This is a genomic window from Psychrobacter sp. SZ93C1 (genome assembly GCF_015864635.1).
Lineage (GTDB): Bacteria > Pseudomonadota > Gammaproteobacteria > Pseudomonadales > Moraxellaceae > Psychrobacter > Psychrobacter fozii.
Genome location: NZ_JADYWY010000001.1, coordinates 163,776 through 184,775, shown reverse-complemented (window position 1 = coordinate 184,775; position 21,000 = coordinate 163,776). Strand labels below are relative to the sequence as shown.

The 21,000-nt window shown below is 40.8% G+C and carries 17 protein-coding genes and 1 tRNA gene; 5 read left to right on the top strand and 13 right to left on the bottom strand.

The annotated features are described in order from the left end of the window. Positions 1 to 107 precede the first annotated feature (107 nt). Entirely contained in the window at positions 108 to 866 is a 759-nt protein-coding gene (locus tag I6E83_RS00835; RefSeq protein WP_197099595.1) for an endonuclease/exonuclease/phosphatase family protein, read from the bottom strand. A 208-nt stretch (positions 867 to 1,074) separates the two neighbouring features. Beyond that, positions 1,075 to 2,187, bottom strand: a complete 1,113-nt coding sequence (locus tag I6E83_RS00830; protein ID WP_197099593.1) for a hypothetical protein — start codon at positions 2,185 to 2,187, stop codon at positions 1,075 to 1,077. Between the two features lie 816 nt (positions 2,188 to 3,003). Here I6E83_RS00830 and I6E83_RS00825 point away from each other — a divergent pair. The 5 genes from I6E83_RS00825 to I6E83_RS00805 all read left to right on the top strand — a co-directional run bounded on the left by I6E83_RS00825 (position 3,004) and on the right by I6E83_RS00805 (position 8,448). Next, complete coding sequence (locus tag I6E83_RS00825) at positions 3,004 to 5,163, top strand: M3 family metallopeptidase (protein ID WP_197099591.1); 2,160 nt, start codon at positions 3,004 to 3,006, stop codon at positions 5,161 to 5,163. Then, positions 5,164 to 5,421, top strand: coding sequence for a YheV family putative metal-binding protein (locus I6E83_RS00820; protein ID WP_197099589.1), 258 nt, complete (start codon positions 5,164 to 5,166; stop codon positions 5,419 to 5,421). A gap of 120 nt (positions 5,422 to 5,541) precedes the next feature. Further along, positions 5,542 to 6,042 (top strand): hypothetical protein, encoded by a 501-nt coding sequence (locus I6E83_RS00815; RefSeq protein WP_197099587.1) that lies wholly within the window; start codon positions 5,542 to 5,544, stop codon positions 6,040 to 6,042. Positions 6,043 to 6,070: 28 nt separating this feature from the next. Then, positions 6,071 to 6,640 (top strand): hypothetical protein, encoded by a 570-nt coding sequence (locus I6E83_RS00810; protein WP_197099585.1) that lies wholly within the window; start codon positions 6,071 to 6,073, stop codon positions 6,638 to 6,640. A gap of 770 nt (positions 6,641 to 7,410) precedes the next feature. Continuing rightward, positions 7,411 to 8,448 (top strand): tetratricopeptide repeat protein, encoded by a 1,038-nt coding sequence (locus I6E83_RS00805; protein ID WP_197099583.1) that lies wholly within the window; start codon positions 7,411 to 7,413, stop codon positions 8,446 to 8,448. 288 nt (positions 8,449 to 8,736) lie between these two features. Here the strand turns inward: I6E83_RS00805 and pnp are convergent, their stop codons facing one another. From pnp to I6E83_RS00750, 11 genes are all read right to left on the bottom strand, one after another. Then, a complete protein-coding gene (pnp, locus tag I6E83_RS00800; protein WP_197099581.1) occupies positions 8,737 to 10,839 on the bottom strand; it encodes a polyribonucleotide nucleotidyltransferase in 2,103 nt (700 codons plus the stop codon). Between the two features lie 723 nt (positions 10,840 to 11,562). After that, a complete protein-coding gene (gene rpsO / locus I6E83_RS00795) occupies positions 11,563 to 11,829 on the bottom strand; it encodes a 30S ribosomal protein S15 (protein ID WP_110922066.1) in 267 nt (88 codons plus the stop codon). Between the two features lie 400 nt (positions 11,830 to 12,229). Further along, positions 12,230 to 12,406, bottom strand: a complete 177-nt coding sequence (locus I6E83_RS00790; RefSeq protein WP_197099579.1) for a hypothetical protein — start codon at positions 12,404 to 12,406, stop codon at positions 12,230 to 12,232. A 116-nt stretch (positions 12,407 to 12,522) separates the two neighbouring features. Beyond that, a complete protein-coding gene (locus I6E83_RS00785; protein ID WP_197099578.1) occupies positions 12,523 to 12,684 on the bottom strand; it encodes a hypothetical protein in 162 nt (53 codons plus the stop codon). 74 nt (positions 12,685 to 12,758) lie between these two features. Continuing rightward, entirely contained in the window at positions 12,759 to 13,283 is a 525-nt protein-coding gene (locus I6E83_RS00780) for a type 1 glutamine amidotransferase domain-containing protein (RefSeq protein WP_197099576.1), read from the bottom strand. Positions 13,284 to 13,689: 406 nt separating this feature from the next. After that, positions 13,690 to 14,763: a tRNA pseudouridine(55) synthase TruB gene (gene truB, locus I6E83_RS00775; protein ID WP_197099574.1), complete on the bottom strand. Its 1,074-nt coding sequence runs from the start codon at positions 14,761 to 14,763 to the stop codon at positions 13,690 to 13,692. Between the two features lie 9 nt (positions 14,764 to 14,772). Further along, positions 14,773 to 15,162: a ribosome-binding factor A gene (locus I6E83_RS00770; RefSeq protein WP_110922069.1), complete on the bottom strand. Its 390-nt coding sequence runs from the start codon at positions 15,160 to 15,162 to the stop codon at positions 14,773 to 14,775. Between the two features lie 203 nt (positions 15,163 to 15,365). Next, positions 15,366 to 18,089 carry a translation initiation factor IF-2 gene (infB, locus tag I6E83_RS00765; protein WP_194196209.1) on the bottom strand — a complete coding sequence of 908 codons (2,724 nt, stop codon included), beginning with the start codon at positions 18,087 to 18,089 and terminating at the stop codon, positions 15,366 to 15,368. Between the two features lie 151 nt (positions 18,090 to 18,240). Further along, the gene (gene nusA / locus I6E83_RS00760; protein ID WP_197099572.1) at positions 18,241 to 19,725 is read right to left on the bottom strand and encodes a transcription termination factor NusA; all 1,485 of its coding nucleotides are present in this window, start codon (positions 19,723 to 19,725) and stop codon (positions 18,241 to 18,243) included. Between the two features lie 169 nt (positions 19,726 to 19,894). After that, complete coding sequence (rimP, locus tag I6E83_RS00755) at positions 19,895 to 20,395, bottom strand: ribosome maturation factor RimP (RefSeq protein ID WP_110922072.1); 501 nt, start codon at positions 20,393 to 20,395, stop codon at positions 19,895 to 19,897. A gap of 464 nt (positions 20,396 to 20,859) precedes the next feature. Beyond that, a tRNA-Met gene (locus I6E83_RS00750) sits at positions 20,860 to 20,936 on the bottom strand. Between the last annotated feature and the right edge of the window lie 64 nt (positions 20,937 to 21,000).

Genomic DNA, 21,000 nt, shown 5'->3' with positions numbered 1-21,000 from the left:
ATATTATCGGGCGTTTTTTGCACCCACTATTTTGATTGGTATTGTTTTAATAAAACGTTAATTTCAAAACATACTGACGACTACTTTATAACGGATTTAGATGTATTTTACAACAGCGACAACTCTGCACTGATTGGCAGATGATCCGACAGCGTCGACCAAGGCTTACCAGTGTGTACCCACGCATCCTTTATCTTTAGATTTCGCACATAAATGCGATCTAGACTGAGTACAGGTAACTTGGCTGGGAATGTTGGCAACAGCTTACCATGGCAGTGTTTAAAGGCTTCCGTCATCCCTAGACTAGTGGCCAGCTTATCGCAGGACATTTTTTTCCAATCATTAAAATCACCTGCCAAAATCAGGGGCTGATCATCAGAAATTTCATGACATATATAGTTAGTAATGGCTTCGTATTGCTTGATACGATCACGCTCAAACAAGTTCAAATGCGCGCACAGCACCACAACCGGTCTCTCCCAACCTATCGGCTGTACTTCACAATGCAACACGCCGCGCTGCTCTAGCTTATTGACGGTAATATTAACATTGTGTTTTGGATCTAAAGGAAAACGGCTCAATACGGCATTGCCATGATGACCATTCTCGTACTCTGAGTTTTTGCCATAGCTATTCTGTAGCTGTAAATACTCACCGAACCACTCATGCTGTGATTGATCAGGATATTCATTGTATTGCAGGTTTCGCTTCAGGTTTTGACCTTGCACTTCTTGCAGACATAGTATGTCGGAACCAACGATATCAAGTGCTTGGGCAATACCTTGCATTTTGACTTGTCGATTTAATGGCGACATACCTTTATGAATGTTATAGCTGGTTAGAACAAAAGAGGTCGTAGTTTTCATTTTATTAGTCATAGACTTAGTATTTATAAAGTAAGGATTGATAGTGCTTCTTCAAAATTTATCGCAAAAATATTTAGTAATGTGGGGTCAAACACACATCAACATAAAAAAGCATTGATTCGTATAGAACCAATGCTTCCATGTTATACCTATCCGCCATCAATGGCTAATTCATACATAACTCTCATTGATGGAGTGTCTTAGCAAATCAGTAACGGGTTACCAAAGCAATCGGTTGATCTGCACCCATGATTTCTTCTGGTAAGAATACCGCTTTACCACCATTGTGAATGACATGCTCAATGATTTCGCCTACTGCATCATCAGTGACACCTTCGGTGGTAGCATCATCTACGATACTCAATGTTTGCGCTTGCTCATCAATTTTAGCAGACTGGATATATCGGCGGCGCACGTAAAGTGTCTCACCCACCCCTTGGAACGCGCTACGATAGATTTCTTGTAGGTCAGTTTGTAACATATTGGCACCGCGAGCTTTATCAATCTCACCCATGGCTGCTTGATGTAGCGACGTACGATAGCCTTCTACTGCTTCTTGTACACTGTCGATGATATGCTGGGCATGGCCATCTTCTAAGTTGGTTGCATTTGATACTGTGGCAATGATGTTATCTGGACGGTCGCATACTTCTTTATAATAGCCGATATTTTTGGCATCGCCCACGACCACGAGCGGCATTTTATGCTCGCCCCATAGCTCTTGCACACTCTTATCTACTTGGTTAAAGAACTCTTTTAAATAGCTGCTCTCATTGTTCGACGAGCGATCTGTGCCGCCATCTCCTGTTGTATACAGGCCATTATTTTCGATTGGGAACGGGATATTATCCATATTGTTTTGCACATCGTCGTCTTTACCTAACTCTCTAATGACTCGATCATTAGATGCTTCGATTAAACGTGCACCATCACGGGTTAGCACTACCGTATAATAATGAACCGCACTTGCCATATCACGCACCAAATCTCGAGTCGCAAAACGATGTGAAATCATAACGCGCTCAGTGGTATCGATCGGCATACGAATCACTTGCACATCTTCAGTACTGGCAAAAATAGCTAAAGTATCGAGATTTAAGTTATGATTTAGCTCTTTGGTTTTGGCATGAATATTATCTAGAATCGTGGTCGCTATACGCTTGTCGTATTCATTGGTTAAGCGTTCTTCGACTACTTTTAATTGGTTTTTTAGGGCGATTGGATCTTGATCATTGGCAGGATGCTCACGATGAGTCTTGACAAAAATACTGACCGCAGGATTAGCATTGGTCTCGCGTAAGCTTTTGAGAGTTGCTTTCATATATTGCTCCTTGTTTTATTATCATTTACTCTTAACGTTGTAGATTTTCTAGGTGTCAGTTATTAATAACTAACCACTTATGCAATGTACGCTTTTAAAACTGATAAAAAATCGAGGCCTTATAAATGCCTGCTTTCATGTGTCAGGAAATTTAATCATATCCTCTTTGATTAGGGCGTGTCCTCAATTCAATCGATAGTTATTTAAATGGGTTAAAAATGGCTAAATCTTGCCAAATGGCGTCAAATAGCTGGTCAATATCTCGATATTATCTGCGCCATTTTCCTTGTTTGACGGCAATTTATCTCATTTTTATCACCATTTTTAAAATGAAGACACGCCCTAATGTTCTATTACTTTTCTTTCGAGGCCGTACATACTTTCATATCAGTCTATGTAGTCGATATTTAATACATAGAATCTTAATACCTTACATAGAACCTTAATACCTTGGGTATCAACGCATTAACGATTATTTTTTTGTGCTATTACTTTGATGCTAACAGTAAGGTCACCCTATCTATACGACTAATTTGCAATCAAATGATGGTTCTTTGTAAATAGAAAGATTTCTATCACCATAGACATTGAGGCTTTTTGTTCCATATCCTCTGTATATCAACGACGACATTCCTTTACCCTCTATATTATGAGTACTCAGGTTGTATTTCTATCAATCGAACCCATCTTTTATATAACCTACCTATAAAACTGTAAGATACTAAAAAGCCAACGCACTGCATTTTTGGTTAATTAATATTTTTATCACATCACACTTAATTAATAATAATTCATTCACTAATATCGGATACCTTTATGACATCTATTTCTTCAGACTTACGGCTTGTCGATTTTGCTACTGCTACGCCGAGTATGTTACAAAGCCAAGTTATCGATGCTATCGATAATGCCAATGCATTTTTAGATGCGATGACAGATACCATAGATAATAGTACTTCCGCCCTAGAGGATGTGATGACTTTTGATCATATCAATCTCGCGCTAGATCGCAGTTGGGGTATCCTATCGCATCTTAACAGTGTGATGAGTAATGATGAAATTCGTCATGTACATCATGAACTACTGCCTAAACTATCAGCTTATGGCACTCGTGTAGGACAACATCAGCCACTATTTAATCGTTATCAAACGATCGTGAATGACACAGTATTTTTTGCGACGCTTGAGCCTGCGAGATCACGTGCCATTGAGCTTGCTTTAAGAAGCTTTGAGTTATCAGGAGTTGCACTACCTAAAGCTGAACAAGAAAAGTTTGCGGCCATTCAAAGCAAACTATCCACCTTATCGGCAACCTTCTCTGACCATGTTTTAGATGCCACACAAGCATTTGCACTGCCTTTACAAGAAGATCAGTTAGCCGGTTTGACTGAAAGCGGCTTGTCACTATTGGCAGATGCAGGTGAGCAATACAAAGCCAGTCAGCTTACCAGCGGTGTGCTCACGCAAGCTGATATTGAGACGCTACCAACGCCTTATTATATGGCAAGTCTAAACATTCCTGTCTATCTCGCTATCATGACCCATGCTGATAATCGCGATTTGCGTGAGACTATGTACCGTGCTTACGTTACTCGTGCGTCTGAATTTGATGAGCATACCAATGCCAAAGGTGAGTCGCTAAACAACGCTGATATCATGAGTCAAATTCTGAGTTTGCGTGAGCAAAAGGCAAAGTTATTAGGTTTCGATAATTACGCAGAGGTCTCATTATCGACCAAAATGGCTGACAACGTAGCGGAAGTTGAAGCATTTTTACGTGACCTAGCAGAGCAAGCAACGCCTACTGCTAAGCAGGACTTAGCACAACTGCAAAAATACGCGAAGAACCATGGTATCGATGACCTGCAATCATGGGACAGTGCCTATATCGCTGAAAAAGTAAAGCAAAGCGAATTTAGCTTGTCACAAGAAGAAATACGACCTTACTTCCCATTGCCAAAAGTGATTGATGGTTTATTTGCCATTGTTGAGCGCTTGTACGGCATTAAAGTTCAAGAGCAAAGTGAATCTGTGTCACGTTGGCATGATGACGTGCGTTTTTATCAGTTATTTGATGCTGACGACCATTTACTTGGCGGCTTCTACTTCGATTTATTTGCACGCAGTGGTAAGCGAGGCGGAGCTTGGATGAGTGGTTTTCAGTCGCGTTATACTTATGACGAGCAAGATCACCAACAGCTGCCTGTTTGCTTTATGGTCGGCAATTTCACGCCTACACTTGCGGGCAAGCCAAGCTTATTGACTCATGACGAAGTATTGACCTTATTCCACGAGTTCGGTCACGGCTTACATCATCTACTAACCCAAGTGACTGTCGGTGATGTCGCTGGTGTCAATGGCGTCGAGTGGGATGCAGTTGAACTACCAAGCCAGTTTATGGAAAACTGGGCATGGGATGCGGAAGGTATCGCACTCATTAGTAGTCATGTCGAGACCGGTGAGCCGTTACCTAAAGACAAACTTGATGCACTATTGGCTGTCAAAAACTTCCAGAGCGGCATGCAAACACTGCGTCAAATCGAATTCGCCCTGTTTGATTTATTGATTCATGGGCATTCGCCAGCACTTGATTATGATGGTGTTTTAGCGACGCTAAACAAAGTACGTAGCGATATCTCTATCATGCAAACACCTGATTACAACCGCTTTGCTAACGGATTCAGCCATATCTTCGCAGGTGGTTATGCGGCTGGCTATTACTCTTACAAGTGGGCTGAGCTGTTATCTGCAGATGCCTTTAGTAAGTTTGAAGAAGACGGTATTTTCAACCCAGCCACAGGTAAAGCTTTCCGCGAGTCTGTCTTGTCCGTTGGTGGCAGTTTTCCAGCCAAAACCAATTTTGAGAACTTCCGTGGTCGTAGTGCCAGCATCGATGCTTTATTACGTCATAGTGGTTTTGATAATTCTAAAAACATCAACGCTGCCAATGCTCAAACGACTCACGAGGCGATTTAAATGCGCTACCAATCATCAAGTCCTAAACGCCGATTTTTAGCAGGCGTTCGCTGTCCAAAATGCCAAGCGATAGACGCGGTAGTACAGGTGAATATCGTGACTCCAGCACCTGATGAATACATCGAGTGTACTTTGTGTAGGCACGCAGAGCATCGCCCTGACCCTGATGCAATCAGTGCCAAAAACCATCTCGAGGATCAGCTGGCTCGTGATGCAATGGCCACAGGTACAAGTGGTACAGTGAAGTTCAAATCCTAATTATCTGATATTACGCGTCAAGTCCTAATCGCTACTGGCCTATCTATCAATAGATAGGCTTTTTATTTTGAGTTTGCTATAGTATGGCTATCTATATTTCTAACATAAATCGACTACAATATGAAAAGCCAAAATATGCGTCCTTTATCAACTAAACTATCAGAAGAAAGTTCTACTAAATCTTGGAAAAAATGGTTGCTAGTATTGATATTAGCAACGCTATTTATTGGTTACTTGATTTGGAAAAGTGCTTTGTCTGATACAAGCACATCTCTACCAGTCACAAAACAAATTGAAGCGACAGAGTCTATTTCCACGCCACTTAATAGTGTGACGAGCGATTTGGAAGATACAGATGCACCTATATCTTCAAATAATCAATCGCTTGATCCCGATGCTATTTTGAGCGCGCCTTTACCAGAAACGGATAGTTTAGCCAAAGAAGAGAGCGATCGTCTCAATGACGAGACCAACCGCTTAGTTGAGCAAGAGAAGTTACTGGCTGAACAACTTGCTATGAATAAGCAGTTGGCTGACATGAAAGCAGAGCAAATTACATTGGTTGAGCAACAGATAGCTCAACTAGAAGCGAGTGGTACTGTTAAGACTGAGGTCAAATAAATTTATATTTATTATAAAGGGGCTGGTAATGGCAACTATACAATTAACCCACGCCCCCACTCTAATGAGTAGTGCGCAGCTACTTATCTTGCCAGTTAATACGGCAGGTATTCTTCTAGATCCTGTACTCACAAAATCTAAGACTTTATTTCCTGATAATTATCAACGTTACTATCGCGCGTGCCGTGATGGTAGTTTAAATGTGGGTAGTTGTATGCTCCATAAGCGTGCACTTGAGCAAGCTGGACTGGGCATAAGCAGTAATGGCAATCAACCAAGCTATATCGCCAACCTTGTTATATCAGACCATCCTTACCACCCGGTACGCATGCGTTGGTTGATTGCAGCATTGACTGATTGTCAGCAGCAGCTCATACCTTTGATACGCTATCAAGGTATCCGTAGGATTGCCCTACTTGCACGTCCGCTTATACATAATAGTGCACGGAATAACGATCCTGAAACACGAAGTTCAGTACACCCACTTCCTTTAGATTGGGATACGGATATTTTGCCGTTAGTGATTGAGAAACTACAAGATCTGCCTAAGTTACGTATCGACGTACATGTACCTAAAAACATTAATATCGCCACATGATTGACGATTTATAATGTGTGAAACTTTACAGTGTATAGAACGGCATAGTAGTCAAAAAATAAGAAACTAATAGTAGCGTCAATGCTATGCTAAATTATCATATGCTATTTACAAGTGCCAAATTTTTTCCCATCACGTTTAGAACCCCTGTTCCTACTTTGAAAACCTGCTAAATTAAGATTTTGCGCCGCACTATGTGAGGGTCAACGATTGCGAAGGTAGTGAGCTGCAGATATATTCATTATCTCAATGAATGTTCAAAGTACGCTGATTCAATACTGCTGCTATATATTGAGCCTTAATAGTGTTAACTATACCGCAAAATGCTAATAATACTGCAGGCAGAAAGTCGTCGTATTATTGCACCAGATTTATCTAGTTAGAGGGTCTCAGATAAGACTACTACGCGTACAGACTACCCTTATCAGCGCCATGTTGACTAGATACAATTGCTGCTTAATCATTTAGATTTGACGGATACCACGTTGTTTTTTCAGGATTACGATGGTTTAATTGGCTTTCATCTAGCCACTAATAATTCGCTACTTTTCAATAATAGTTTTCGGCAGAAATTTCAATAACAATATCATCCGAACTATGTTACATAGTAACCGCATTTCTAATACGTTATTGAGTAATATTCATTTCAAATGGATTAAATATAATAAAGCGGGATAAGAATTTTGTCGATTATAGTACTTGGTAATATATCTGCTAATATACGAGCGATAATTAGATATGAGCGTCCAAATTAATATCAGAGATACATTATGTTACTACTCACATATTTACTCAAACGCAAAATAATAATATTTATTGCATTAACTATGTTATCGACAATGGCAATGGCAATGAGCTTTCAACAAACTCAGCAATTAGCGTATGAAGGAGATGCTGAGGCCCAATTTAATCTTGGTAAGATATACGCTAACGGCAAAGACGTTGGAAAAAATTATACAAAAGCAGTAGATTGGTATTTGAAATCTGCTAACCAAGATCATTCTATGGCTCAATACAATCTTGGTTTGATTTACTCGCACATTTATGGTGTGCCACAAGATTATAATGAAGCAATGGAATGGTATAAAAAGACAGATAGCCAAAAAGAATTTCCTACGTCAAACATTTATAATTTGAAAGATCAAAAAAACAAAAATATGTCTCAAGGTGATGCTTATATACAAGCAATCAAATGGTATGAAAAAGCAGCTAATCGAGGAGTTGCTGAAGCTCAATATAATCTTGGTTTATTGTATAAAAAAGACAAAAATATGTCTCAAGATGATTACTATGCGAAAATTATTGATTTGTATCAAAGATCAGCTGATCAAGGTTATGCACCTGCGCAAAATAGTCTTGGTGGCATGTATAGATGGGGATTCGGCTTCTCTAAAGACTATACAAAAGCCTTTGATTGGCATCACAGAGCAGCCAATCAAGGTTATGCACCTGCGCAAGCTAGTCTTGGGTATAGCTATCAAAGTGGTAAAGGTGTACTAAGAGATGATTTCAAGGCTATAGAATGGTATGAGAAAGCAGCTGTTCAAAAGAACATCTCTGCACTGAACAGTCTTGGCTCTATCTATAACTATGGAATGGGAGTTCCTCAAGACTATAGTAAAGCATTTAAGTTGTATCAAGAAGCAGCTGATCAGGGAGATGTTAGCGCAAAAATTAGCCTAGGGTTTATGTATGAAACAGGCAAAGGTGTAACTCAAAATAAAGATAAAGCAAAAAATCTCTATAAGCAGTCTTGCGATAAAGGTTACCAGCCAGGTTGCAAGTACTACAATGGTTTAAATGAATGAAATTAGGGACTGCAGTAGATAAGCATTATGCTAAACTACTCTTATGAAGATAACCCATTGTAAAATAAGTAAAAAATTACAGCGACGGTTGTTATAATTTTTTGCAGCTGAAGTAAGCGCTAGAACAGCCGTAGATTTACTTAATATCCAGCCCAACACCGTCATTCAAAACAAATTTTCAAGCATTATCCAAAAGTACAGGCATGAAAAAAACCGCCTTGAATACTCATGACGAGTAGCTCAAAGCGGTTTTTTTGTACTAAATTAAACAAAACCAATTGTTAAAAATTAGTTCTGCTCAATACCTTTCATAGTCAGCTTAATGCGACCACGGTTATCAACGTCTTGAACGAAGACTTTAACGATCTGACCTTCTTTCAAGTAATCTGATACATTTTCTACGCGCTCTTCTGCGATTTGTGAGATATGTACTAGGCCATCAGTGTTTGGCAATACGTTAACGAATGCACCGAAGTCAACAATACGGGCAACTGTACCTTCGTAAGTTTTACCAACTTCAACTTCAGCAGTCAATGCTTCGATTTTACCAATTGCTGCTTTAGTCGCTGCTTTGTTTTCACCAAAGATACGAATCGTGCCACCATCATCGATATCGATAACTGCGCCAGTTTCTTCAGTTAACTGACGAATCATCGCGCCGCCTTTACCGATTACATCACGGATTTTGTCCGGATTGATTTCGATAACCGCATAGTTAGGCGCATGAGCATTGATTTCAGTACGGCTCTCTGGCAATACTTTATTCATCGCATCTAGGATATGGATACGACCGGCATGAGCCTGCTTAAGCGCTTGCTCCATGATATCAGGCGTAATACCTTCGATTTTGATATCCATCTGCAGCGCAGTAATACCATCTTTAGAACCAGCAACTTTAAAGTCCATATCGCCAAGATGATCTTCATCACCTAAGATGTCTGATAGTACAGCGAAACGCTCGCCTTCTTTGACCAGACCCATCGCAATACCAGCAACTGGTGCTTTTAATGGTACGCCTGCATCCATCAATGCCAAACTTGCACCACAAACAGACGCCATAGAAGATGAACCGTTTGATTCAGTAATCTCTGATACCACACGGATAACATATGGGAAGCGTTCGCTATCTGGAAGCATTGCTTGTACACCGCGACGTGCTAAACGGCCATGACCGATTTCACGACGTTTTGGAATACCTTCACGGCCCGTTTCACCTACTGAGAAATGCGGGAAGTTGTAATGCAGCATGAAATGGTCACGGATAGTGCCACCTAGCGAGTCGATCATGTTGACGTCGCGACTGTTACCCAATGTGGTCGTAACCAATGCTTGCGTCTCACCACGAGTGAATAGTGCTGAACCATGAGTGAATGGCAATACACCAACTTGTACGTCAAGCGCGCGAACGGTCTCAAGATCACGACCATCGATACGTGGCTTACCTGACAAGATATTGTCACGAACCGTGCGATACTTAAGGTCGTTATAGATTTCTTTAAGCTCAGTTACGGTATCAGCATAACTTTCTGACTCAGCATCACCAGCAAGCGCATCAATAATTGACTGCTTGATTTCGTCAAGCTTAGCGTAACGTTCTTGCTTGTCCGTGGTAGTGTAAGCGTCTGCAACTTGTGCGCCAAACTGCTCTTTCATGCTGCTGGTAAGCGCTTGATCGCGTTCAGGGGCACTATACTGTTGCTTAGCAGTACCGATTTCTTCAGCCATTGACGCAATGTTGTCAATAACAATTTGCTGCTGTTGATGACCGTATAATACCGCGCCTAGCATCTGATCTTCTGAAAGCTCTGCCGCTTCAGATTCAACCATCAATACTGCAGACTTAGTACCAGCCACAACCAAATCAAGATCACTCTCTTTGAGCTGCTCAATGGTTGGGTTCAGTACGTATTCACCATTGATAAAACCAACACGTGCCGCTGCAACTGGACCATTGAATGGCGCATCAGAAATAGCCAATGCCGCTGAAGCACCGATTAGTGCAGCGATATCAGCAGACTGAGTTTTATCTGATGAAACGACTGTCGCAGTGATCTGAATTTCGTTAACATAGCCTTCAGGAAATAGCGGACGAATCGGACGATCGATTAAGCGCGAAGTTAATGTTTCAAACTCGCTTGCACGGCCTTCACGTTTGCCATAAGCACCTGGAATTTTACCCGCTGCATACATTTTTTCTTGATAGTTTACAGTTAGCGGAAAGAAGCTTTGACCTGCTTTGGCTTCAGATTTTACGACCGCAGCAACTAGGACGGTAACGCCGCCCATGTGAACTAAAATAGAGTTTGCCTGACGGGCTACGCGACCAGTTTCGATAACAACTTGCTGGTTACCGTATTGGAATTCACGCTTAATAGTGTTAAACATTGTCATATAATATTCCTAATGTTGACTGACAAAAATAATATCAGCGCTATAAAAACCTGATATCTGTCATTAAAATTCTTTGTATATAGCCGTTTATTGACAAGGCTCCTGTTGTAGGGTGATGTCAATTAGGGTCAATATCGCTACCTATTTATCTCATATATATGTCTATGATAGACATCGTACGCTTACGTATATGTGGTCGTTCAAATTCGGTTGTACTATAAATACCATCAAAGGCCTTCATACAAAAGGCATCAGTGATCAAAACTAACATACATGATATTTTCTGTGTTCTTTAAGTATTTATATTTATAGGGGCTAGGCTACAGCCAATCACTCTGTAAATAATCGCTATATAACTAGCAGCCATATGATAAAACTTACTAGGCATTATTTTACAGTGATTTATAGTCATTGACCAATGAATTGCAAAATGGAGCATATCCTGCCAGTTCGCACTTCAGTTCTGATTAAACCATCAATGTTATCGCTAATCAGCTATTTATCACTTACTCTCAGATGGCTATATCAGTTAAGACAACAACTCTTAATAGCCCATACTGATAAGCATAAAAAAACGGCGTGAAACTATTCCACACCGTTTTTAGGAAAATCTATTTTATCGATATTAGCGAGCAAGTGCTAAGCGGCTTAGCAAAACCTTTAAAGTAATGCCACATACGGGCACTTTTTAATTTGGCAGCCACTCGCACAGTTGTCGCTAGATTAACGACGTAGACCTAACTGGCTAATAAGGGTGGTATAACGACCAAGATCTTTACCTTTTAGGTAATCAAGCAATTTACGACGGGTGTTAACCATACGGATAAGACCGCGACGGCTATGATGATCCGCTTTATGCGCTTTAAAATGGTTCTGTAGATCGTTGATACGAGCACTTAACAAAGCTACTTGAACTTCTGGTGAACCAGTGTCGCTTTCGCCACGTTGGTATTGAGCAATGATTTGTTCGCGATCAGTATTAGTTAGCATAAATATCTCCGGCAATGCTAAAAGCTTAAAAATACACTCGAATTTGAGTCGTTTTAAAAGCAGTAGAATAGTAAATAAAGTAACTTGCACGTCATTCAGGACAACCCTGCATTACTAGAGTTGACCTAGTGTACGACAAGCTCAATGTGTTATAACGATCATTTATATTAAGCTGCTATGAGACAGTATCTAATATAGCTATCCGTTTTGAATAGTCTACTCGATACAATATCCCATCTAAACTAAATTTAAATGTGACGCTGATTATAACAAAAAACTACTGAACTAGCAGCAGTTTTTCACATTAGTTTTACGGCTAAATTAGCTTCTATCGAAAACATCAAACCTAATCATTTACAAACTCTAGTCATTTACAAACTGAGTCATCTGATAGTGCTATTTATTTTTTAATATCGCTCTCGGTAGCATTACCACCAAGCTCGTCATCTCTGAGCGGTGCCGCCGTAGTGACTTCCGCTAAGCTATCTGGAGCACTATGTTCGCTGGGATTAATCTCTTCTGCAAGCTTTTCAATTTCTTTTTCTTGCTCGTCCATATTGTTCGTTGAATTACTCATATTAGCTCCTGAATTATTATTTTTTTGGACTAAATGTTATTGCGCTCATTAATACTGAAACGTGGAAACTATAAATACATTAGTATGGCTCTACTCTGGAAAACACATCGGACAGGTTATTTGTCTTCTTTGGTACTTTCTACATTATCGGCAATACGGTCTGCAGCTGCTTCAGTGTCTGCTGCGTGATTGTTTTCAGTCTGGTCTTTGAGCGCTGCAGTCGTTGAATCAGAACGTTGTTGCTCAAGCTTAGTATCGTTTGGGTTAGAATTTGACATAATATTTTCCTTAGTTATGGTTATGAATGATTAAAGTATTTTGATGCTTGTTTGGCGATTAGATAGCAAAGATTCTAAGATAGTGCTTTATCGATAGCATCAACAAAATTGGTTATATCGTCTGGATTACGCGAGGTGATAAGATTGCCATCAACTTGTACTGTTTTATCTACATAATTTGCGCCAGCATTCTCTAAATCTGTCTGAAGCGTAGGATAAGCAGTCAATGTTTTACCCTTAGCAATACCTGTGTTAATGAGTGCCCAAGGTGCATGACAGATAACAGCCAATGGCTTATTCGCATTATTGATAGCGTTAATTATTCCATGAGCTTCTTTATTGCCTCGGATGGTATCTGCATTTACAGTACCACCTGGTAGCACCAACGCATCGTAATCGGCAACATTGGCCTCACTTGCAAAGATGTCAGCGGTGAAAATATCACCTTTATCGACATCTTGATTCATCGCTTGGACTTCTTTATCTTCGTTAGTAGTAATAAGAACTGTCTTATAACCTTTGTCTTTAAGTTGGTTATTAACCTCTTCGTACTCTGCTTGTTCGAAGTTATTGTGTAGTAAAAAAGCGATAGTTTTCATAATACTTCCTGTCTTTATATTTGTGATTTTATATAAGAAAATTTATTATTGATTTGCCTATTTTTCTTGTTATTAGTGCCTTTTATTTTTATTGAGCGTCGAGTTATTTTTATTAAGTGTCGAGCCTTGGGCCGTACAACCTTCCTTGTTAGAACTATTCCATACTAGTTTTTTATTATTGTGAGTTTTTCTTATTAGCCTGATTTTTGTTTTTCTTACTTTTTGTTTTTATCGTTTTATTATATTAATTATTTCGTCTGGCTTTCCCTAGCTGACATATCTAATGTACAAAAAAAACAGGTTCCACCATAGGTGAAACCTGCAATAAAATGTGAGGATATGTGATTAGTGTAAACTGTTAGTAAGCCAAAAAGGCTTTATCGCGACTTATTTAACAAGAATAAAACTAACGCTGAATTAATTTTTTTGGCTGTAATCGACCATTCAGACTGACTGCACCTAAACCTAAAAACTGACCATCTTCGTTTATCAAGCGAATATCCACCGGTATTTCATGCTTCAATGGCTTCGTATCAGTAAGCTGCTCGCTATCATCTGTTTCAGAAATAAATTGCTGATTAACATTAACAGCTACTTCGTTATTTTCCAATGATTCGCTGTCAATATTGCCTGCTATGTACGCTTTGATATCATCTGTCAGTTGCTCAAACACATTTAGACGTTGACCCATATGTATACGAGTACACTGTTCAGTCGTCAATATCATTTCAGCGTCGATATTGATACAAGCATCTACTGGCATCATTTGTCTTTGTCGGCTATCCAACGCTAGCGCTTCTAAATTTGGCAAAGTTATCGCATTATCAATGTTGAAATCACCAACTTGCGTACGTCGCAATGCTGTCAGGTGCCCTAATGTACCTAGCGCTTTGGCAATATCTTCGCCAAGAACACGTACATAAGTACCTTTAGTACAAGTCACTGTCAATTGGATCTGCTCGTGATCAATTGCTTTTAAATCAATCGCCTTAATCACGATACCTCTAGGGGCTCGCTCTACTTCTATACCAGCACGGGCATATTCATAGAGTTTTTTACCGTCTTTTTTTAGCGCAGAATACATGGGAGGTATCTGCTGCTGAACGCCTGAAAATTGCTGAGCAACTTGCTCTAATAATGCAGTGTCGAATGTTGGAATAGCTGCTTGCTCAACGATCTTGCCATCTGCATCGCCAGTATCGGTCTGACCACCAAGCAAAATAATTGCTTCATAGGATTTGTCAGCATCAAGCTGATAGTGACTGAACTTGGTTGCTTCACCCATGCAAATCGGCAATAGACCCGTTGCCATTGGATCAAGCGTACCCGTATGTCCCGCTTTTTTGCTGTCATGATTCGGCGATTTAAACAGATATTTCACTTTTGACACCACTTGCTGTGAGGTCATACCTTTGGGTTTATCTACTAAGATAACCCCTGAGACTTTTATTTTATCAGCTTGCTTGGGCGATGTAGACATAATATAGATTTACTCGTCATTCTCATTTTGTTCTGTCTTAGTGACGGCCTGGCTAATCAGATCCATCATGTAATTACCACGAGCGGTCACTTCATCATAATGAAAACGCAAGCGCGGTGTAGTACGTGTCTTTAGACTATGGCTTAGCTCAGTACGTAAGAAACCGGCTGCTTTGTTCAGTACGGTAACGCTCTCTTCGTGATTGGTCTTAGTCATCGCATCATTGAGCCCAGGCTCCATGATAGTGACATAGACATCAGCATACCCTAAATCCGGGCTAACCTTGACACTAGAAATAGTGACAAAACCAGTCAAGCGTGGGTCATTAACTTCATCACGAATAAGAACAGCAAGCTCACGCTGAATTTGATCGGATAAGCGTTGTAAACGTTGGTTCATTTTATTACCTTAATTTGGTAGGGCTCATTTTTATTGATTAGCCCATTTGCTTATTAATACATTTAAGGGCTGATATTTGTTAAAAAAGGCCTAGCAGGATGTACCTGTTAGGCCTAAGTACAGCTAGATATGAAAGGTATACTAATATGCTCAGCGGATTAAGCGTATTGCATTATTAGAGACCTTTATATCGAACAGCGACTTTAGATAGTACGTGCGAATTCTTGAATTTCGAAGACTTCGATCTTATCACCAGCTTCGACATCGTAACCACGTACCGCTAGGCCACATTCCATACCAGTACGTACTTCATTGACGTCTTCTTTGTAACGACGCAATGATTGCAATTGACCAGTAAAGATAACTTGGTCAGCGCGCAATACGCGGATAGGCTTGTTGCGATAGATTGTACCTTCAACCACCATACAACCAGCAGCCGCACCGAACTTACTAGAGCGGAATACTTCGCGAACATCTGCAACACCAAGGATTTTCTCACGATGTTCAGGGGCCAACATACCGCTCATTGCTGCTTTTACATCGTCGATCAAGCCATAGATGACACTATAGTAGCGAATATCCATGTTGGCAGAATCTGATTTACGACGTGCAGTAGCATCCGCACGAACGTTGAAACCTAGTAATACTGCTTCGCTAGACTCTGCAAGTGTTACGTCAGACTCAGAGATAGGACCAACGCCTGAGCTAATCACTCTGACTTTAACTTCGTCAGTTGACAACTCATTTAGTGCAGAAAGCAATGCTTCAAGCGAACCACGAACATCAGTTTTCAATACGATATTCAAGAATGACACATCGCCTTGTTCCATCTGATCAAACATGCTTTCAAGACGCATGGCGTTTTGACGTTCAAGTTGACGCTCACGCTCACGGTTGGTTCTAAAGTCAGCAACTTCGCGAGCTTTTTTCTCATCAGTGACAACTAAGAATTCACTACCAGCGGCTGGCGTTTCAGGCAGACCCAAAATCTCTACAGGGATAGAAGGACCAGCTGATTGGATACGTTGACCATGCTCATCTGTTAGCGCACGGACTTTACCATAATGCTCACCAGCTAGAACCAAGTCGCCTTGCTTCAATGTACCTTTTTTAACTAGGACACTAACAACAGGACCACGACCTTTTTCAAGTCTTGATTCAATAACGACACCCTGTGCAGCGCCATCTACAGGGGCTTCTAGTTCCATTAGCTCAGCTTGTAAGCTAATAAACTCTAGCAAGTTGTCGATACCTTCGCCTGTTTTGGCTGAGATACGTGCCATTGGTGTATCACCACCCCATTCTTCTGATACGACTTCTTTCGTCGTCAATTCATTAAGAACGCGGTCAGGATCAGCGCCTGGCTTATCCATTTTGTTGATAGCAACAATAATCGGCGTACCAGCAGCACGTGCATGATCAATGGCTTCTGCCGTTTGTGGCATCATACCATCGTCAGCTGCAACGACAAGTACAACAATATCAGTCGCTTGAGCACCACGTGAACGCATTGCACTAAAGGCTGCGTGACCTGGTGTGTCAAGGAAAGTAATAACACCGCGCTCGGTTTTTACATGGTAAGCACCGATATGCTGTGTAATACCACCAGCTTCACCATTCGCAACTTTCGTTTCACGAATTTTATCTAGTAGTGACGTCTTACCATGGTCGACGTGACCCATGATGGTTACAACTGGTGGACGCGTTTGCACGTTGCTACTACGCTCATCAACCGCATACTGTAAGTCATCTTCAACTTTAGTATCACTGACTGGAACTGGGTTGTGACCCATTTCTTCAACAAGTAAACTTGCTGTCGCTTGATCAATAGTGTCTGACTCACGAGCCATCTCACCCATTTTCATAAGCAGTTTGGTCACTTCGCGAGCTTTAACCGCCATACGTTGAGCAAGATCAGCTACTGTAATTTGCTCACTGATCTCAACGTCATAAACGATTTTTTCAACAGGTTTTTCAAATTTATGCTGTGATGCTTGCGTTGAGCGCAAACCGTTTTTACGGTTTTTGATCTCACGCTCATCTTGATTTTTACGACGACGACCACGAGCACCAGTGCTGCTTGCACCGCGCTTGATTTCGCGACGTTCTTTTTCAAATGACTCTTCTAATGCGTCACCGACTAGACCTTCAGCCAATGGCTCATCTTTACGAACTTCAGCAGCAGGCTGATCCGTATATTTACCAGCCATTTTACGCATTTGCTCAAGTGTGCGCTTTTGCGCTTCTTCAGCTTGAACACGACGTGTTTCTGTTTCGATTTCACGTAAACGTGCTTCTTCTTTTTCACGTGCTTCACGAGCTTTACGCTCTACTGCTGTTTCAACTTTTGGTTTCGTAGCAGCGACTTTTTTCTTCGGTTGTTCTTTAGGCTTGACTTCAACAGTCGTTTTTCCACCTTTTTTCACAACAACTGACGTTGAAATATCGTCGTTCTTGTCATCAGATTTTTTGCTAGAACCTAAGCTTGCACGCATCGCAGCTAAGGTTGCTGCTTGACGTTCTTCAGATTTTTTCTTAGTAGCAGCACGCTCTTCAGCGTCCTTAGCAGCACGTTCTTGCGACTCAATCATCGCTTGCTCACGCGCAGCCAATTCTTCAGCCATTTTTTCTGGATCAGGCTTTTCGAATACTTTCTTTTTACGCACTTCAACATTGACGCTCTTAGATTTACCTGAAGAGCCAGTCACACGCGCGGTGCTAGTCGTTTTAGACTTGAGACTAATACGACGCTTCTCTTGCTGACCGTGACTTTGCTTTAAATACGTCACCAACTTCTCTTGCTCAACTTCTGAGACTAGGTCATCCTCTGCACGAGCAGGTAGTCCAGCATCTACTAATTGCTGTTTTACAGCACTTGCAGTTTTGCCTACCATATCTGCCAGTTCTTTGACGGTCTTATCTGCCATTTATTATCACCTACTGTCTATTATTTGCTATATGTTCAATTCAGTTGTTGGCTACAAATGATTGGGGTAAGGCTGGTATTTGTGTTGCAGTCATACCAGCACTTTATTATCGATAGCATATCACCAAAAGACAGCGATATGCAGTTACCGCTTATTCATTGAACCAAGATTCCCGAGCTTTCATGATGAGTTTTCCTGCGGTTTCAGAGTCTAAACCTTCGATATCTTCGAGATCGAAGACTGCTTGTTCTGCCAAATCATCAACGGTAATGATGTCTTGTTGTGCCATTTTATAAGCCCAACTAACGGTCATACCTTCAAGCTCTTGTAGCTCTTGACTTGGCTCTTTCATGTTCTGTTGTTTGACCAGTTCATCAGCAATGACCACTTCTTTAGCGCGCTCTTGAATCATCTCAATCGCGTCATCGTCTAGACCTTCGATATCATAAAAGGTTTCAACTGGTACGTAGGCCACTTCTTCAATACTGGTAAAGCCGATATCGACAAGCGCTTGGGCTAAGTCTTTATCCACTTCTAGGCGTTCATAGAATAATTCGATAAACGCTTTAGATTCATTTTGTTGACGTTGCTGATACTCTTCTTCTAGCATCATATTAAGCTTATAGCCCGTCAATTCAGATGCTAAACGTACGTTTTGGCCTTGTGAGCCAATAGCACGTGCTAACTGATCGTTGGTGCTAAAGATAATATCAGCAGTCTGAGTATCTTCATCTAAAATAATGCTGCTAACGTCAGCTGGCTCTAAAGAGCTGATGATAAATTGGGCAGGATCATCTGACCAAACCACCACATCAATACGCTCACCATCAAGCTCTTGCTGTACTGCTTGGATACGCGTACCACGCATACCGATACAAGCACCTACAGGGTCGATACGATGATCATTGGTCTTCACTGCTATTTTAGCACGAGTACCTGGCAAACGCGCGACGTTGCGAATTTCAATAATTTGTTCAGCAATCTCAGGTACTTCTTTTTGCATCAGTGCTGAAAGCATTTCAGGATGAGTACGAGAGAGTAATAACTGTGCACCGCGGTTTTCACGGTTTACATGATATAAAATAGCGTTGATACGTGACTTGGCACGTAGCTGCTCACGTGGCAACATCTGATCGCGTGACAAGTAACCTTCGGCATTGTCGCCCAAATCGATGATATAACCATCGCGAGTCTGTTTTTTGACTTCGCCATACATCATTTCACCAGTACGTGGCTCAAAAGCATCAGCGACTAGCGCGCGCTCAGCTTCACGAATTTTTTGAATAATGACCTGTTTGGCTTGCGTGGCAGCGATACGACCGAATTCAATCGATTCAATCTGCTCTTCTTTTATATCGCCGATTGACCATTCTTCTTGATCAAGATCGGTAATGGCTAGCTGACATGCAGGCATTTCATGGTCTTCATCTGCAACCACTGTCCAATAACGATAAGTATCATAATCGCCCGTTGCACGATCGATGGCAACCCGTACCTCCACTTCTGGCTGTTCGGTGTATACTTTTTTCTTGGTAGATACCACTAAAGCGTCTTCAATCGCTTCAAAGATATCTTCAGGATTTAAGCCCTTTTCATTACTGACAGTTTCTACTACCGTTAAGATTTCACGACTCATGCTATACCTGTCCTATCATTTTTTAATTGACTTAAATTTTATAATTTATGTACTGATATTATATTTTCACCATTAGCTATAAGGCTATTTGGAGATTCAAATCTTGATTTATAATAAGCTGCTCATTAGATTAAACTAGATACATTCATAAGATGAACACTCTAGCTGATTAAGCGTCTTCGTAAATCAAATTGGCTTTGTCTATATTACTCAGTGCAATCTCAAACTGCTGACCATCACTTGATGTCAATTTTAGCGAGGTTGCATCGATACTGTCTAAAGTACCTGTCGCTTTACGACGCTTTTGATCACCTTCACCAATCGCTTGTATCAAACGCAAGCTGACGGTTTGACCAACATAGCCATGCATCTGCTCATCTGAGAAGAATGCGCGATCAAAACCTGGTGAAGAGACTTCTAAGATAAACTCACCGGCAATCGGGTCATGAACCTCAAGAATACCGCTTACCTGATGATTCACTGCAGCACAGTTTTCAATCGTTACTTGCTTATCTTGGGCTTGCTCTTCTGGCAATGCCTCAATATAAATACGTAACAATGAACGGTTACCTTGTGGTGCAAACTCGATACCCCATAGTGCCACATCGCAAGCAGCGACGGCAGGGGCAATAATGTTGGTCAGTTCTGTAACTTTGGTCGAAAGCTTCATAATCTATTTATCTTTTCCTATTCGCGTATCTATCATACTTAGTAAACCGTATTGAATTTTTCATTCATCTCTTACTTATTAGTAGTATGCACTTATATAGTAGGAGACACGGTCATAATATTGTTTTAAATCACTAGCATATTGTTTATGCGCTATGCCTTTATATAGGGATGAGCATAAAAAACATCAAGCTCAGCCAGACAATGCTTTTATTATTCATAAAGCAATACTATCGATAAAAGAGTGAGGAGTATAAAGATAGTGTGCTTAAGGAGCATCACTCTAATAACGGTGAGTCACGACAAGCTACAGTAGATGTTATCGTACTCTATAGAGCTAGAGCTTAACATAAGTAGGATAAAGACCGCGATAATGCTGACAGCCAGATACAAAAAAACCCACAAGCATAATGGTGGGCTAATCGCTACTGACAAATTTAGTGTACAAAACATCAGTATAAAAAGTGGTAGCGGGGGCTGGATTTGAACCAACGACCTTCGGGTTATGAGCCCGACGAGCTACCAGACTGCTCCACCCCGCATCAATCTAGAACGCACATTATAGGTAGGTTTGATAGAAGTGTCAACGTTTATTTTAAACTAATT

What these genes read in the sequence shown, in the direction of transcription:
- I6E83_RS00835 (WP_197099595.1), bottom strand. Translation starts at nt 866, where the DNA reads ATGAAAACTACGACCTCTTTTGTTCTAACCAGCTATAACATTCATAAA.
- I6E83_RS00830 (WP_197099593.1), bottom strand. Translation starts at nt 2,187, where the DNA reads ATGAAAGCAACTCTCAAAAGCTTACGCGAGACCAATGCTAATCCTGCG.
- I6E83_RS00825 (WP_197099591.1), top strand. Translation starts at nt 3,004, where the DNA reads ATGACATCTATTTCTTCAGACTTACGGCTTGTCGATTTTGCTACTGCT.
- I6E83_RS00820 (WP_197099589.1), top strand. Translation starts at nt 5,164, where the DNA reads ATGCGCTACCAATCATCAAGTCCTAAACGCCGATTTTTAGCAGGCGTT.
- I6E83_RS00815 (WP_197099587.1), top strand. Translation starts at nt 5,542, where the DNA reads ATGAAAAGCCAAAATATGCGTCCTTTATCAACTAAACTATCAGAAGAA.
- I6E83_RS00810 (WP_197099585.1), top strand. Translation starts at nt 6,071, where the DNA reads ATGGCAACTATACAATTAACCCACGCCCCCACTCTAATGAGTAGTGCG.
- I6E83_RS00805 (WP_197099583.1), top strand. Translation starts at nt 7,411, where the DNA reads ATGTTACTACTCACATATTTACTCAAACGCAAAATAATAATATTTATT.
- pnp (WP_197099581.1), bottom strand. Translation starts at nt 10,839, where the DNA reads ATGACAATGTTTAACACTATTAAGCGTGAATTCCAATACGGTAACCAG.
- rpsO (WP_110922066.1), bottom strand. Translation starts at nt 11,829, where the DNA reads ATGCTAACTAATACTGATCGCGAACAAATCATTGCTCAATACCAACGT.
- I6E83_RS00790 (WP_197099579.1), bottom strand. Translation starts at nt 12,406, where the DNA reads ATGAGTAATTCAACGAACAATATGGACGAGCAAGAAAAAGAAATTGAA.
- I6E83_RS00785 (WP_197099578.1), bottom strand. Translation starts at nt 12,684, where the DNA reads ATGTCAAATTCTAACCCAAACGATACTAAGCTTGAGCAACAACGTTCT.
- I6E83_RS00780 (WP_197099576.1), bottom strand. Translation starts at nt 13,283, where the DNA reads ATGAAAACTATCGCTTTTTTACTACACAATAACTTCGAACAAGCAGAG.
- truB (WP_197099574.1), bottom strand. Translation starts at nt 14,763, where the DNA reads ATGTCTACATCGCCCAAGCAAGCTGATAAAATAAAAGTCTCAGGGGTT.
- I6E83_RS00770 (WP_110922069.1), bottom strand. Translation starts at nt 15,162, where the DNA reads ATGAACCAACGTTTACAACGCTTATCCGATCAAATTCAGCGTGAGCTT.
- infB (WP_194196209.1), bottom strand. Translation starts at nt 18,089, where the DNA reads ATGGCAGATAAGACCGTCAAAGAACTGGCAGATATGGTAGGCAAAACT.
- nusA (WP_197099572.1), bottom strand. Translation starts at nt 19,725, where the DNA reads ATGAGTCGTGAAATCTTAACGGTAGTAGAAACTGTCAGTAATGAAAAG.
- rimP (WP_110922072.1), bottom strand. Translation starts at nt 20,395, where the DNA reads ATGAAGCTTTCGACCAAAGTTACAGAACTGACCAACATTATTGCCCCT.